This is a genomic window from Parafannyhessea umbonata, assembly GCF_900111255.1.
GTDB lineage: Bacteria > Actinomycetota > Coriobacteriia > Coriobacteriales > Atopobiaceae > Olsenella_J > Olsenella_J umbonata_A.
The window spans coordinates 35,857-50,057 of record NZ_FOGP01000001.1 but is presented as its reverse complement, the minus strand read 5'-3'; the positions used below and the strand labels follow the sequence as shown (position 1 = coordinate 50,057).

Genomic DNA, 14,201 nt, shown 5'->3' with positions numbered 1-14,201 from the left:
CCTACTGGACCTTGACGATGGGGGCAAAGCCCTTCATGAGCTTCTTGGTCTTGCCCGTGCGCGTGAAGTAGACCTCGATGGTGTCGCCCGAGGCCGCCTTGACCACGCCGGGACCGAACGTCTTGTGCGAGACGCGGTCCCCCGCCGAGAAGGACTCGGCCTCCTTGCTGCGGTCGCGCTTGACGGGCGCACTCGCCGCGCCCGAGGCGCCGGCGGAGGGACGGGTGGCCGTGGAGCCGGTGGGCCTTCCCGGCCAGGAGGGGAACCCCGTTCCCGTCGAGGCGGGACGACCGGCACTTGGGCGAGCGCCTCCGGTGGAGCGCGTGCGGCTGCCAAAGACGTGGCCACCGTAGACCTCCGAGCCGCGACCCGAGCCATAGGTGCCGTGGCGGTCACCGCGCTTTTCCCAGCCGACGCCCGAGAAGCCCGACGACCCGACGCCGATGGCGTTGATCTCCTGCTCGGGAATCTCGTTCACGAAGCGACTGCGCGGGTTGGCCTGGGCCGACCCGAACATGCGGCGCGTGACCGCGTAGGTGAGGTAGAGCTTCTTTTCGGCGCGCGTGATGGCGACGTAGGCCAGGCGCCTTTCCTCCTCGATCGAGGCGGGGTCCTCCTCGTGCGCACGGTGCGGGAAGATGCCCTCCTCCATACCGGCGACGAAGACGACGGGGAACTCGAGGCCCTTGGCGGAGTGGATGGTCATCATCGTGATGGCGCTCGACTGGCCCGCAAGGGAGTCGAGGTCGGAACGCAGGGCGAGCCACTCCATGAAGGCGGGGAGCTTCTCGGCGGCGACCTCCGGGCGCGCCATCTCGGGCGTGGCGAGGCTCGCCTGGGCGCCCGGGGCCGCGGGAGGAGTCACCAGCGCGTCGGCAAAGTAGCCCTGGGGCACGGAGACCTCGGGGACCTCGTCCGCCTGGGCGTCGGCCATGCCGGCCTCGCGCAGCTGTCGCAGACTCTCGAGCGTCTCGGCCACGTCGTCGTGCGTCTCGTCGAACTCCTGCGCGACGCTGAAGAACTCTCGGATGTTCTCGACGCGGCTGTCCGCCTCGACCGAGTTTTCCGCCTGGAGCGACCTGATGAGGCCGGTGCGGTCGATGATGGCCTCGACCACGCGCGAGAGCTCGCCGTCCATGTGGCGTGCGGTCTCGATGGTGTTGGTGAACTCGACAAGCGCGTTGCGGCACTTGGTCGAGAGGATCCCCGACTCGGTCGCGCAGGCCTGGGCGGCCGAGAAGAACGAGATTCCCGCCTGGGCGGCGTAGTCTCGGATCTTGTTGACGCTGGTGGTGCCGATGCCGCGGCGCGGGGTGTTGATGACGCGCAGCGCGCTCACGTCGTCGTCAGGGTTGACGACCAGCTTGAGGTAGGCCGTCACGTCACGGATCTCCGCGCGGTCGAAGAATCGCGTGCCGCCCACGATCTTGTAGGGGACGCCCGCGCGCAGGAACATGTCTTCGAGCGTACGGGACTGCGCGTTGGTGCGGTAGAAGACCGCGATGTCGTCATAGCTGGTGCCCGCGTCGTGCAGCTTCTCGATCTCGGAGCCAATCCAGCGCCCCTCGTCGCGCTCGTCCGCCGCCTGGAAGAGCTGGACCTTCTCGCCGTCTCCCCTATCGGTGAACAGGCGCTTCGCCTCGCGGCGCATGTTGTGGCGCACGACCGCGTTGGCCGCGTTGAGGATGTGGCCGGTCGAGCGGTAGTTCTGCTCGAGCTTGACCACCGTCGCGTTGGGATAGTCCTTGCGGAAGCTCAGGATGTTCTTGATGTCGGCGCCACGCCAGCTGTAGATGGACTGGTCGTCATCGCCGACGACCATGAGGTTCTGGTGCTTGCGCGCGAGCAGGTTGGTGATGGCGTACTGAACGCCGTTGGTGTCCTGGTACTCGTCGACGCTGATCTGGCGGAAGCGCTCCTGGTAGTGGTCAAGCACCTCCGGGTACTTGGAGAGAAGTTCATACGTCTTGACCAGCAGGTCGTCGAAGTCCATGGCGTTGGCGCGCTCGAGGCGCTGCTGGAGGGCACGGTAGACGCGCGCGGCAGCGTGCTCGACGGGCGACTTGGCGGAGCCCTCCATCTCGTCCGGATAGACGAGGCCGTTCTTGGCCTGGCTGATCTTGGAGCGGATCGAGTTGATGGGGCACTGCTTCTGGTCGATGTTGAGGTCGCTCATGATGGACTTGACCAGGCGCTTCGAGTCATCGTCATCGTAGATGGTGAAGTTGCCCTGGTAGCCCAAAAGCTCGCCGTCCTCGCGCAGCATCCTCACGCACATGGCGTGGAAGGTGCATATCCACATGCCGCGCGTGCCGTCGGGAAGGATCTTGCCCAGACGCTCGCGCATCTCGGCCGCGGCCTTGTTGGTGAAGGTGATGGCCAGGATCTGCCAGGGACGGACGCCCTCGTCGTTGATCATGTGCGCGATGCGGTAGGTGAGCACGCGGGTCTTGCCTGAGCCGGCGCCCGCCAAGACCAGCAGCGGCCCGTGCGTGCACTCGGCCGCCTGGCGCTGGGCCGGGTTGAGCGTGGTGAGGTCCACCACGGGCGCGGCCGCAGGCGCGGCTTCGGGTTCGACGGCGGGAGCCGCGGGCACAGTCGCGACCTGAGGCTCGCGGTCCTGAGCAGGGGTGCCGAACGAGAACAGTTGCTGCTGGTCAGATTGCATGTACTTCTCCCTGGGCTTGTGTTTGACTACAAGAGTCTAGCGCGGGTTTCCGACACTTACTCGCTCGCGGGGAGAGTTCCAGAGGATGAGTGCAAGCACCCAAAAGTGGGTAGACTCAACCCCACTAGTGGTTTTCCCCTAGCGGCATTTGAACATCGCCAATGGGTCCGCCGAGGACCCGCCCGAAGGAAGTCTTCGTATGCTCGAGGCATTCATTCGCACGTTCGTCCCAAACGCGGACCAGACCGAGCTGCCCGCCGTGCGCAACTCGTACGGCACCTTCGCCAGCATCGTCTGCATCGTCTGCAACGTCTTGCTGTGCGTCGGCAAGGGGGTCGTCGGCGTGCTGTCCGGCTCGGTCTCCATCGTAGCCGACGCCGTCAACAACCTGTCGGACGCCTCCAGCAACATCATCAGCCTGATTGGGTTTCGCCTGGCCAGCAAGCCCGCAGACGAGGAGCACCCCTATGGCCACGGGCGCATAGAGTACCTTGCCGGCGTGGCAGTGAGCGTGCTGATCATGTTCATCGGCATCGAGCTGATCAAGACGTCGGCCCAGAAGATTGCCGAGCCGTCGCCAACGGACTTCTCCCCCGTCATTGTTGGGATCCTCATTGGGTCGATGCTGGTAAAGCTTTGGATGGCTCACTTCAACCACGTGCTCGCCCAACGCATTGACTCCGTCGCGCTCGAGGCGACGTCGGTCGACTCGCGCAACGACGTCATCACCACGGCGGCGGTCCTGGGGGCGGCCGTCGTCTCGGCGCTGACGGGATTCGACCTCGATGGCTGGGCCGGTCTGGTGGTCGGCGCCTTCATCGTCGCAAGCGGCGTGGGGCTGGTTCGCGACACGCTGAACCCGCTGCTGGGCGAGGCCCCGGACCCGGCGCTCGTCAGGCACATCCACGACAAGATCCTGAGCTACCCCGGCGTGCTGGGAACCCATGACCTCATGGTCCACGACTACGGACCCGGTCGCCAGTTCGCCAGCGCCCACGTCGAGATGGCTGCGGAGGTCGACCCCATGGAGAGTCACGACACCATCGACAACATCGAGCAGGAATTCCTCTCGCAGGACAACCTGCATGTCGTCCTCCACTATGACCCCATCGTAACGGACGACCCCAAGGTCACGAATCTCAGGAACTGGATCGCCCAGCAGGTGACGATGATTCACCCCAAACTCACGATCCACGACCTGCGCACCGTCCCCGGTCCCACGCACACCAACGTTATCTTCGACTGCGTCCGACCCCACGAGCTCGAGATGTCCGACGACGAGCTGCGCGGCACCATCAACGGCATGGTCCGCGAGAAGCACCCCACATACAACTGCGTGATTACCATCGACCAAAGCTACGTCAGCTCGAAATAGGCCTTTGAGGCGCCGGCACTTATCGCGTATTTGTGAACGCGCTTACGAAGACGCGCACTTCTCTGCTAGGGTTTCCTTCAATTATTGGTAGTCGCAGACAGCTTGGCTGATCGAGATGAAAGATTCTCGGTCAGCCATTTTTTGTGTCCAGGCTCCATGCGACAAAAGAAAGGACTGCTCAAGCAATGCCGAAGAACAAATTCGAAAACGCAGTATTCACCGCGCTCATGGCACTCCTGATGGTGTACGGCATGATCTGCTACAACATCGCCCTCAACCTTGGCGCCATGACCAACGAGGTGTTCGTCGTGGCCCTGGGAGAGCTCAAGATCATGTGGCCCGTCGCCTTCGTGCTGGAGCTCTTCGTCGTGGGACGCATCGCCCCCGTGCTCGCCTTCTCGTTCATGCGTCCGTCCGACCGAACGCAGTTCATCACCTACGCGATCTCGTTCTGCATCTGCTCGCTCATGTGCCCCCTCATGAGCCTCATCGCGACGTTCCTGTTCAAGCAGCCCAGCCTGGCGACCTTCGCGCAGACCTGGGCCATGAACCTGCCCGCCGCATTCCTCTGGCAGTTCGTGGTGTGCGGCCCCGTAGTCAGGCTCGCGTTCCGCCTGGCCTTCCGCAGGGTAGAGGCCCCGCAGGAGGAACCGACGGCCGACGTGCAGGCCGCCGCAAGCAAGGCGTAACGACAGCGCGACCATCAATAGAGGGCCTCCCCCGAATTAGTCCGTGTGGAGGCTCCCTGCATTTGGCATCTGTTGCGGGCACAGTCGAAGCCACCGCTCCTACTTCGTTACGCTCCTAATTCGTTATCTCCTTCAGCAATGCGGTGCAGCCCAGAAGCACGTCGTCGTAGGTAACGTCGAAGTTGCCCGTATACCACGGATCGGCAACGTCTCGGTCGACCCCCGCCCACGAGAGAAGACGCGAGACCTTCTCCTCGGGATCGGCACGAGAGATCTCGGCGCCGGACACCGGATCCCAGCTCCATCCGTAGCCCTTCTCGCCCAGGAGGAGACGGTAGATGCCATCCATGTTGTCCTGGTCCATGCCCACGATGTAGTCGAACGACTCGTAGTCTGCCGGCCCCATCTGTCGGGAGACATGGTGGCCACAGGGAACTCCCATCTGGCCGAGCTTGCCGCGCGTGCCGGGGTGCACGTCGTTCCCCAACTCCTCTTTGCTGGTCGCCGCGGAGTCGACGCGAATGGAGTCGGCAAGACCAGCCTGCTCGACAAGGTGCCTCATGACGAACTCCGCCATGGTCGAGCGGCAGATGTTGCCGTGGCAGACGAACAGAATGCTGGTACAACCCATGGTGTTCCCCCTCATGTGCTACGAACGCTCCCCCGTCACCCAGGCGTTGTAGGCAGACCGCTCGACAGTCTGGTGGTCAAGGCTTCGATACGACTCGACGGAGGAAGCCAGCTTTGCCTCATAGGTCGCCAAACAGGATAGGAGTCCCTTCGCGTGCCCGCGGTGCCACTCCGCGCAAACATGAACCGAGCCGTTGCCTCGGTCGATGTACACGAGGTACTCGTGGCTGCCCCAGGGGTCGTGCGTGATGCCGCGCTCGAGGATGTCTCCGCTGTAGAACGTGAGCTCTCTGCTGACGTAGTCGGAGTATTCCTCCCGGGCAGCCCTAGCGCGCCTGACCGTACTGCCCATGATCAGGTACATGGCGGCAACGGCGAGACCCGCCGCAAGAATGACCACCATGGGCAGATATGCTTCCATCAACCAAATCCTCGCTCGCGTCCATCGACGCCGGCAACCGCCGGCACTACGCGCGCGCAGCCTCCCTCTCGGCAGCCAGCGCATCTTGCAACCGTCGATAATGGAGGAATATTCCCTGTTGGTCAAGCTGCGCAATCTCGTCCCATGTCACAAGTCGCGCGTCGATGGCCTCGCGCGCCTGCAGGCTAACGTCGGCTAGCGAGAAGTCAAAGCGCAGGTGATAGATATCGACAAAGTAGTTGTCGCCCCGCGGGAGATCGATGTTCTTGTAGCCGTGTATGGGCTTTTTGACGAGATCGTCCACGCTCAGGCCAACCTCCTCGCGCACCTCGCGCGCAATGGCCTGGGCCGAGGTCTCGCCGGCACTCACGCCGCCGCCGGTGACCTCCCACCAGCCGGCGGCCCACTTCTTGTCCAGCGTGCGACGTGTTATGAGCACGCGTCCGTCGAGGTCCTCAAGGATGGCAAGCACATAGAGCATGTACTGCCCCTCGCCCAGGAAGGCGCCCTTTCGCTCGACGCGCTCGCCCGTAGGCTGGCGGTTGTCGTCGTAGATGTCTATGAGCTCGGCCATCTGTGTTCTTCTCCACTCATTGGTTTGTGAGAGTATATCGCCGCACGCGGACTCGCAGGGGTCTGCGGGCCAGAGTGCGGCGAAGGCGTAACAAGGCCATGCGCTGCGGTCCCTAGGCGATGGGATTCAGGGCGAAGTAGACGATGACCGCGATGCCCAGGAGGATTCGGTACCAGCCGAAGGGCTTAAAGTCATGCTTCTTGATGAAGCCCATGAGGAAGCGGACGGCGGCAATCGAGACCAGGAAGGCCACCAGGCAGCCGACGCCCAGAATGGCAGCCTCGGCCCCCGTGAATGAATTGCCCTTGAGGAAGAACTTGACCAGGCGAAGTCCGCTGGCGCCGACCATGACGGGGACGGCGAGGTAGAAGGTGAACTCGGCCGCAACCGTGCGCGAACAGCCCAGAATCAGGCCGCCGATGATAGTCGAGCCGGAGCGCGAGGTGCCCGGGACCATCGAGAGCACCTGGAAGAGGCCGATGCCGATGGCGGTCTTCCAGTCGAGCTCCGATATGTCCTGCACGCGCGCGTCGGTGTCGGCAAGCTCTGCCAGGGAGCGTTCCGGCGCGGCGGAGCTCACGCTCATGTGCCTGGGGGCAGCCGCGGAAGAGATCTCCTGCGCCACCCTCCGGGCCCTGCGGGAGCGCAGGTTTTCGATAACGACGAACGCCACGCCGTAGGCGATCAGCGTCGTCGCGATGACGAGGGGGCCGCCCAGGTGGTCCTCCATCCAGTCATCCAGCGGGATGCCGATGGCGGCGGCGGGAAGGCACGCGACGACGATCTTCGCCCACAGCCCCCAGGTGCCCCTGCGCTCGTCCGGCGTCTTCCCGGGCGAGAGGGGATTCAGCTGGTAGAAGAACAACACGCACACGGCGAGGATGGCGCCCAGCTGTATGACCACCAGGAACATATCCCAGAAGTCCTTGCTGACGTCCAGAGTGACGAAGGGCTTCAGCAGCAGCATGTGACCGGTGCTCGAGATGGGCAGCCACTCGGTTATGCCCTCGACCAGGCCGTACAGGGCGGCCTTGAGCAGCTCGACGAGTTCCAAAACAAAAACCTCCTAGCGAGCGGACGGCCATCGCGGTGCGACGGCCGGACGACAGCGTGCTTGCGATTCGGTGCTTGCATCATTATGCGAGCGTCCGCCATCACGGGGGCTCGGCCCACAAGAAAACCGTCGCAGGCGCGGGGCAATCGCGCGCAACGCTCGCGTGAGAAACCGTTCACAAAAAGATAAAGCGCTGCTCATCTACGTCGCCAGAGTCATGGGTAGACTCAAACCAAGCCGGTGACCCTACATCCGAAACAGGAGGTGTCCCCATGACAAGCTTTCAGGACCTGGGATACGACAAGATCTTCGTCGCCCTCGACGGAACCGACGCGCAGCATGAGGTTCTTGACCGCGCAATCATCGTTGCCGCCAACAACAACGCGGAGCTCTACGTCGGACACGTGATTGACTCCACGGCCCTCGAGACCGCCGGCACCTACCCCATGGACCTTGTCGCCTCGCTCGAGAAGGACTTCCGCGCCTCGATTGAGGACCAGATCTCCAGGGCAGAGGCAACGGGCAAGATTCCCAAGATCGAGGTGGTCGTCAAGGCGGGCCGCATTCGCGAGACCCTGAAGGACGAGATGATCGATGAGATCAAGCCCGAGCTCATCATCTGCGGAGCGCGCGGGCTATCGTCCATCAAGTACGCACTTCTGGGGTCCATCTCGACCTTCCTCACGCGCAACGCCAAGTGCGACACGCTGGTACTCAAGTAGCGACGCAGCTCGTAGCGCCTTGTCCATGCATGACGAAGGGCGGCCCGCTGGGGTCGCCCTTCTCGTTTAGCGTATGTTTGCCGGCCTCACGTGCCCGACATCTGCGGGGCGGACGGAGCGGGGGCTATGCGGTGAGGAACACCATCACGATGATCATCGCAAATCCAAGGAGGTCGGCAGGGCTGAACACCGCACCCAACCAGACGATCGAGCTCAGCGTCGCCATCATGGGCTCGGTGGTCGCCAGCATAGAGCCGCGGACGGACCCTACCATCTTGGTCCCCTGCAGAAACAGCGCATAGGCGCCGAAGGTCCCCATCAGGATGGAGCAGCACAAAAGGGCGATGCCCGTGGGATCGATCTGGGGCACGTTGGCCCATGGCTGGACAAACGCCGCAAGAATCAGGCCGGAGAACAGGAAGGCCAGGCCGTTTACGGTGAAGTTGCCCCATCGGTCGATCATGCGGATGGGCTGGATGGCCAAAACGGCAGCCGCAGCGGCGCAGCCCAAGCCCCACGCCAGTCCCTCGACCGGAAGCTGGAGTTTGCTGGGGTCTCCGCCCGTCGCAACGAGGAAGGTTCCGGCGAGCGCCAGCATCAGGCCGGCGATCTCCCTCTTTCGCGGGCTTCGGCGGTTGACGAGGCACACGTAGACCATGACCAGCACGACCTCGAGGCTCTGCAGGATGGTCGCCGTCGCCGAGTTGGTCCAGTGGATGGCCTCAAGATAGGCAACCTGCGAGAAGAGGATCGAGAATAGCGCGATGCTCAGAATCGACAGGAGCGACCGGCCGTCGGAGAGGGCGCCCCTGAGGCGATTGGGCGAGTGGACTCCCGCCGCGATCAGAAAGAGCCAGCACGCCGAGAGCTCGCGCACGCAGGCGAGCCACAGCGGGGCCACGCCGTAGCCGTCCATCAGGACCTTTGAGATCGTCCCGTTCATGCCCCACATCGCACCGCCCAGGACCGTGAAGACGATGCCACGCACCAGGCCGTCGGACACCTTCCTAGGCTTTTCGGCAGACTCTGCCGCAGGCGTGCCTTCGGCCTCGCCCAAGACATCCGAAGATGCATCAATATCTTTGTCGACTTCGGTCTTCCCGACGATGGCGGTTTCGCTCACTCTTACCCAACTCTCCTGTCCATCCGCAGTTGGATGGGTCGTTCTGTGGACTTGTACGATGTGTCATGCACAGAGCATTGAATCACACAAGACGGGTAAAGTTAGCGTCAGAAACGAATCGACACGAGGCACAGAATCTGGTGCCTGGAACATGACACCACCGCCCCAAAGGAGCGCACATGAGCGACACCCCACAGACCGTTCCCTACACCGCAGCAGACCCCGCGCTTGCCGTCGGCACGCACCATGCCGGCTTCACCGTGACCAAGGTCGAGCCTCTGCCCGAGCTCTCCGGCATGGCCTATGTCATGCGCCACGACGCGACGGGGGCCCGCGCGCTGTGGCTCGCCATCGACGACAACAACAAGTCCTTCTCGATAGCCTTCAAGACTCCCCCGGCGGATAACACCGGCGTGTTCCACATCCTCGAGCACTCGGTGCTCTGCGGAAGTGAGCGCTTCCCGGTCAAGGAGCCATTCGTGAACCTGCTGAAGACCTCGATGCAGACCTTCCTGAACGCCCTGACCTTCCCCGACAAGACAATGTATCCCGTGGCGTCGACGAACACGGCCGACCTCGAGAACCTCATGGACGTCTACCTCGACGCCGTCCTGCAGCCCGCCATCTACAAGCGCCCGCGCATCTTCGAGCAGGAGGGCTGGCACCTTGAGCTCGCCCCCGCAGAGGAGGGAGCGGACGAGAAGTACGGTCCCCTGAGCTACAACGGCGTCGTCTTCAACGAGATGAAGGGCGCCCTGAGCGATCCCGACGACGTGCTGTTCCAGGCAATCGGCTCCCAGCTGTTCCCGGACAGCGCATACGGCTTCGAGTCAGGCGGTAACCCACGTGCCATTCCCACGCTGAGCTACGAGGGCTTCCTCGACGCGCATGCGCGCCACTACAACCTGGCGAACAGCTACACCATCCTGTACGGCAACCTGGACATCGACCGGGAGCTCGCCTTTATCGGCGAGCGCTTCGCACAGGCGCCCGTCCGTACGGCGGGCGCGCCCAACCCTCTGGTCCTGCAGCGCCCCGTCACGCCCGCGCTCAAGCGGATCGAGATGGCGACCGCGCCGGAGAACGCCAGCGTCGGGCTCGCCTATGTCATCGGCACCGCAGACCAGCGCGAGCGCGTGCTTGCCACCGACGTCCTTCTGGACACGCTTGCCGGCTCCAACGAGTCTCCCCTCAAGCGCGTCGTGCTCGACTCCGGCCTGGGCGACGACTTCAGCGCGACGTTGATCGACAGCGAGCTTCAGCCGCAGGTCCTGTTCGTCCTCAAGGGCGCCAAGCCCGGCGTCGCGCAGCGGTTCCGCGAGCTTGTCGAGTCGGCCTGCGCCCAGATGGCAGACTCGGGCATCGACCGCGAGCGCCTGAGCGCGTCGCTCGCGCAGTGCGAGTTCAACCTGCGCGAGAACGACTGGGGCTCGTACGGAGACGGCGTTGCCCTCTCGATGCAGTCGCTGGCCAGCTGGCTCTACGACGACGAACGCCCCGTCGACTACCTGCGCTACGAGGACGCGATGGACTCAATGCGCGCCGGGCTCGACGACGGGTACTTCGAGAGGCTCCTGCGCGAGCTCGTTTGCGAGAGCTCCCACAACGCCCTCGTCGACCTGGTGCCCGTCCAGGAGGGCTCCGCGACGGAAGAGGCGGCCGAGCTTGCCGAGCTCAGGTCGCACATGAGCGAGGCCGAGCTCGACCACGTCGCGAGCGAGGTCGCGGCGCTTCGCGCGGAGCAGGAGACCCCCGACTCTCCCGAGGACCTCGCCAAGCTCCCCCAGCTCACGGTCGCCGACATCGAGGACGCACCCGAGGAGGCGCACGCGACGAAGGTCGAGGCACCTCTCCCCTGCCTCTACCACGCCCTGCCCACGCACAAGATCGACTATGTCTACCACTACTTCGGACTGGACGACCTCGCCTTCGAGGACCTTCCCTACGTCGGCGTCCTCTCGGCGCTGCTGGGCAACCTGGACACCGCAACCCGCAGCGCCGCAGAGCTCGACACCCTGGTCGAGAAGAACCTGGGCAACCTCGACTTCTTCAGCGAGACCTACGCCGTAGACGATGACCTGGATGACGCCCGTCCCTATCTCGTGGTCGGCACCAGCGCGCTTTCGGAGCGCATCGGCTCCGCGGCGACCATTCCTAGCGAGGTCTGGTCGAGCACGCAGTTCTCAGACACCGATCGCATGCTTGCCCTGCTGACCCAGAAGCGCATCGCCCTCTCGCAGTATTTCGTCGGCTCCGGGCACGCGGCCGCCATGAAGCGCCTGACCGCGCACTACGCGAAGTCGGCCGTCGTGGCCGAGGCGCTTGGTGGCATCGACTTCTACTTCTTCCTGAAGGACCTGCTCGCCAACTGGGACGCGCGCAAGGACGATCTGCGCGCAAGGCTCGACGACCTCTCGAGGCGCATCTTCACCAGCGACCACGTGCTGGTCAGCTTCACCGGGTCGCGCGAGGACCTCGAGGCGTTCTGGAAGTCCGCGGGCGCGCTGGGCCTCAAGTCCTTCCAGGGGCAGAGGCGCTCGCTCCAGGTTCCCGAGCCCGTCGCCGACGACGAGGCGTTCGTCATCCCCTCGAACGTGAGCTACGTGGCCGAGGGCGCCGGCGCACGGCCCAAGGTGGCCAGCGTGGGCACTTGGCAGGTCGCGGCGCGCGCCCTCTCGTTCGACTACCTGTGGAACGAGGTTCGCGTCAAGGGCGGCGCCTACGGCACGGGCTTCCGTCACACCGTCTCGCAGCTCGACCAGTTCTGGTCGTATCGCGACCCCAACGTCGACGCGACGCTCGACCGCTACGAGGCCGCCGAGTCCTACCTCAGGGACTGGAATCCCTCGCCGGCGGAGCTTGACGGCTACGTCGTGTCCGTTGTCGCGGCGCACGACGCACCGGCCAAGAGCCGAGCCATCGCCCGCAGGCAGGACGGCGAGCACTTCATCGGAAGGCCCGCGACCTGGCGCGCCGACGTTCGCGACCAGGAGCTTGCGGTGAGCGCCGAGGACGTTCGCGGTGCCGCGGCCTCCCTAGCGGGTCTGCACGACTCCCGCTCGCTGGTGGTCTTCGGGCCGCGCGAGGCGATCGAGGCGTCGGGCACGAAGTTCCTCGTTCGAGACATGATGGACTCCGAGTAGCCCAGATCAGACCATGGGGGCCGGCCGCAAGACCGGCCCCAACTAATGTCCCGCGACGCTCGGGATCTCCTGGAGCTCGAAGCGGTAGCGCTGCCTGGCGTCCGGGTACTTCTGGCGATCGACCTCACCCATGAACATCTGCCTGGGGCGCACCCAGAGCGAGCAGTCGCCGTAAAGCTTTCGGTAGATCACCAGCTCCTCGCCGGTCTCGCTGTGCCGCGCAACTCCCTCTACCAGGTAGTGGTCTCCCTTGAAATGCCGGTAGATCTTGCCCACCTGCAGCTCTCGCTCAGCCATCGCGCCTCCCCAACCTCGCACGGTACGTCCTTCTCCATTGTCTACCGCAACGTGGTCATTGGGTCGCGCGGGACGCATTTCTCTCCATGCGCGCGAAAGGAAGTTAGCTTGGGTATACTTATGTAAGTAAACCGTGGCTTACTTAAAGCGAGCCATGCCAAGCATCCGAAAGGGGCATCACATGAGCAAGATCGCAAGCGTCTATGCGCGAGAGGTACTGGACTCCCGCGCCAACCCCACCGTCGAGGTCGAGGTAACCCTGGAAGACGGCTCCTTCGGCCGTGCCATCGTTCCCTCCGGCGCGTCCACCGGAGAGTTCGAGGCCGTCGAGCTGCGCGACGACGACGCAAAGCGCTATCAGGGCAAGGGCGTCCAGACCGCCGTCGGCCACGTCAACAACGAGATCCGCGAGCTTCTGGTGGGTCGCGAGGCCGCCGACCAGCGAGGTGCCGACTACGCAATGATCGCCGCCGACGGCACCCCCAACAAGGGCAACTTCGGCGCCAACGCCATCCTGGGCGCCTCCCTCGCCGTCGCGCGCGCCGGCGCCCAGAGCGCAGGCCAGCCCCTCTACGCGTACCTTGGCGGCGTGGGCGGCCACACCCTTCCCGTCCCCATGATGAACGTCCTCAACGGCGGCGTTCACGCCGACAACAACGTGGACTTCCAGGAGTTCATGATCATGCCCGTCGGCGCACCCGACTTCAGCACCGCGCTGCGCTGGTGCTCGCAGGTCTACCACACGCTCAAGGGCGTCCTCAAGGCGGCCGGCCTCAACACCGGCGTCGGTGACGAGGGTGGCTTCGCCCCTGACCTCAAGACCAACGCTGAGCCGTTCGAGTACCTCATGAAGGCCGTCAGGGAGGCCGGGTTCGAGCCAGGCGTCGACTTCATGTTCGCCATGGACCCCGCGACCTCCGAGGTCTACAACAAGGAGACCGGCATGTACGAGCTCAAGGGAGAAGGACGCACCCTCTCGAGCGAACAGATGGTCGACTACTGGGATAAGCTCGTCTCCACCTACCCCATCATCTCCATCGAAGACGGCCTCGCAGAGGAGGACTGGGACGGTTGGGTGAAGCTCACCCAACGCATTGGCAAGAAGGTCCAGCTCGTGGGCGACGACCTCTTCGTCACCAACACCAAGCGCCTTGCCAAGGGCATCCAGCTGGGCGCCGCAAACGCCATCCTGATCAAGGTCAACCAGATTGGCTCGCTCACCGAGACCCTCGAGGCCATCGAGATGGCAAAGCGCGCTGGCTACACCGCCATCGTCTCGCACCGCTCCGGCGAGACCGAGGACACCACCATCGCCGACCTCGCCGTCGCGACCAACGCCGGACAGATCAAGACCGGCGCCCCCGCCCGCACCGACCGCGTGGCGAAGTACAACCAGCTCCTCCGCATCGAGGATGGGCTCGGCGACTCCTCCGAGTACCTCGGGAAGAACGCCTTCTACAACCTCGCCTAGCCCCGACGCAACGCGCCAGGCGCCAAAGCGGGCC

General features: G+C 64.4%; 12 protein-coding genes. 5 read left to right on the top strand and 7 right to left on the bottom strand.

The features are described from left to right. Window position 1: 1 nt before the first annotated feature. Window positions 2–2,668, bottom strand: coding sequence for an ATP-dependent helicase (locus BMY31_RS00245; protein ID WP_091007256.1), 2,667 nt, complete (start codon window positions 2,666–2,668; stop codon window positions 2–4). A gap of 199 nt (window positions 2,669–2,867) precedes the next feature. Between BMY31_RS00245 and BMY31_RS00240 the strand changes: the two genes are divergently transcribed. Further along, window positions 2,868–4,043, top strand: a complete 1,176-nt coding sequence (locus tag BMY31_RS00240; protein ID WP_078686290.1) for a cation diffusion facilitator family transporter — start codon at window positions 2,868–2,870, stop codon at window positions 4,041–4,043. Window positions 4,044–4,228: 185 nt separating this feature from the next. Next, window positions 4,229–4,732: a DUF2798 domain-containing protein gene (locus BMY31_RS00235; RefSeq protein WP_091007254.1), complete on the top strand. Its 504-nt coding sequence runs from the start codon at window positions 4,229–4,231 to the stop codon at window positions 4,730–4,732. A gap of 115 nt (window positions 4,733–4,847) precedes the next feature. Here the strand turns inward: BMY31_RS00235 and BMY31_RS00230 are convergent, their stop codons facing one another. The 4 genes from BMY31_RS00230 to BMY31_RS00215 all read right to left on the bottom strand — a co-directional run bounded on the left by BMY31_RS00230 (window position 4,848) and on the right by BMY31_RS00215 (window position 7,411). Further along, window positions 4,848–5,363 carry a low molecular weight protein-tyrosine-phosphatase gene (locus tag BMY31_RS00230; protein WP_078686288.1) on the bottom strand — a complete coding sequence of 172 codons (516 nt, stop codon included), beginning with the start codon at window positions 5,361–5,363 and terminating at the stop codon, window positions 4,848–4,850. A gap of 18 nt (window positions 5,364–5,381) precedes the next feature. After that, complete coding sequence (locus BMY31_RS00225; RefSeq protein ID WP_143802903.1) at window positions 5,382–5,783, bottom strand: hypothetical protein; 402 nt, start codon at window positions 5,781–5,783, stop codon at window positions 5,382–5,384. Between the two features lie 46 nt (window positions 5,784–5,829). After that, complete coding sequence (locus tag BMY31_RS00220) at window positions 5,830–6,357, bottom strand: NUDIX hydrolase (protein ID WP_091007250.1); 528 nt, start codon at window positions 6,355–6,357, stop codon at window positions 5,830–5,832. A 112-nt stretch (window positions 6,358–6,469) separates the two neighbouring features. Then, window positions 6,470–7,411, bottom strand: a complete 942-nt coding sequence (locus BMY31_RS00215) for an undecaprenyl-diphosphate phosphatase (protein ID WP_078686285.1) — start codon at window positions 7,409–7,411, stop codon at window positions 6,470–6,472. 272 nt (window positions 7,412–7,683) lie between these two features. Between BMY31_RS00215 and BMY31_RS00210 the strand changes: the two genes are divergently transcribed. Further along, window positions 7,684–8,133: a universal stress protein gene (locus tag BMY31_RS00210; protein WP_078686284.1), complete on the top strand. Its 450-nt coding sequence runs from the start codon at window positions 7,684–7,686 to the stop codon at window positions 8,131–8,133. 124 nt (window positions 8,134–8,257) lie between these two features. Here BMY31_RS00210 and BMY31_RS00205 read toward each other — a convergent pair whose 3' ends face one another. Then, window positions 8,258–9,256: a DMT family transporter gene (locus BMY31_RS00205; RefSeq protein WP_257612281.1), complete on the bottom strand. Its 999-nt coding sequence runs from the start codon at window positions 9,254–9,256 to the stop codon at window positions 8,258–8,260. A 179-nt stretch (window positions 9,257–9,435) separates the two neighbouring features. On the opposite strand from BMY31_RS00205, the gene BMY31_RS00200 reads away from it, so the two are divergent. Then, entirely contained in the window at window positions 9,436–12,399 is a 2,964-nt protein-coding gene (locus BMY31_RS00200; RefSeq protein WP_091007247.1) for an insulinase family protein, read from the top strand. A gap of 42 nt (window positions 12,400–12,441) precedes the next feature. Here the strand turns inward: BMY31_RS00200 and BMY31_RS00195 are convergent, their stop codons facing one another. Next, entirely contained in the window at window positions 12,442–12,696 is a 255-nt protein-coding gene (locus BMY31_RS00195; protein WP_078686282.1) for a DUF1653 domain-containing protein, read from the bottom strand. Window positions 12,697–12,877: 181 nt separating this feature from the next. On the opposite strand from BMY31_RS00195, the gene eno reads away from it, so the two are divergent. Further along, window positions 12,878–14,167, top strand: coding sequence for a phosphopyruvate hydratase (gene eno, locus BMY31_RS00190; RefSeq protein WP_091007244.1), 1,290 nt, complete (start codon window positions 12,878–12,880; stop codon window positions 14,165–14,167). Window positions 14,168–14,201 lie beyond the last annotated feature (34 nt).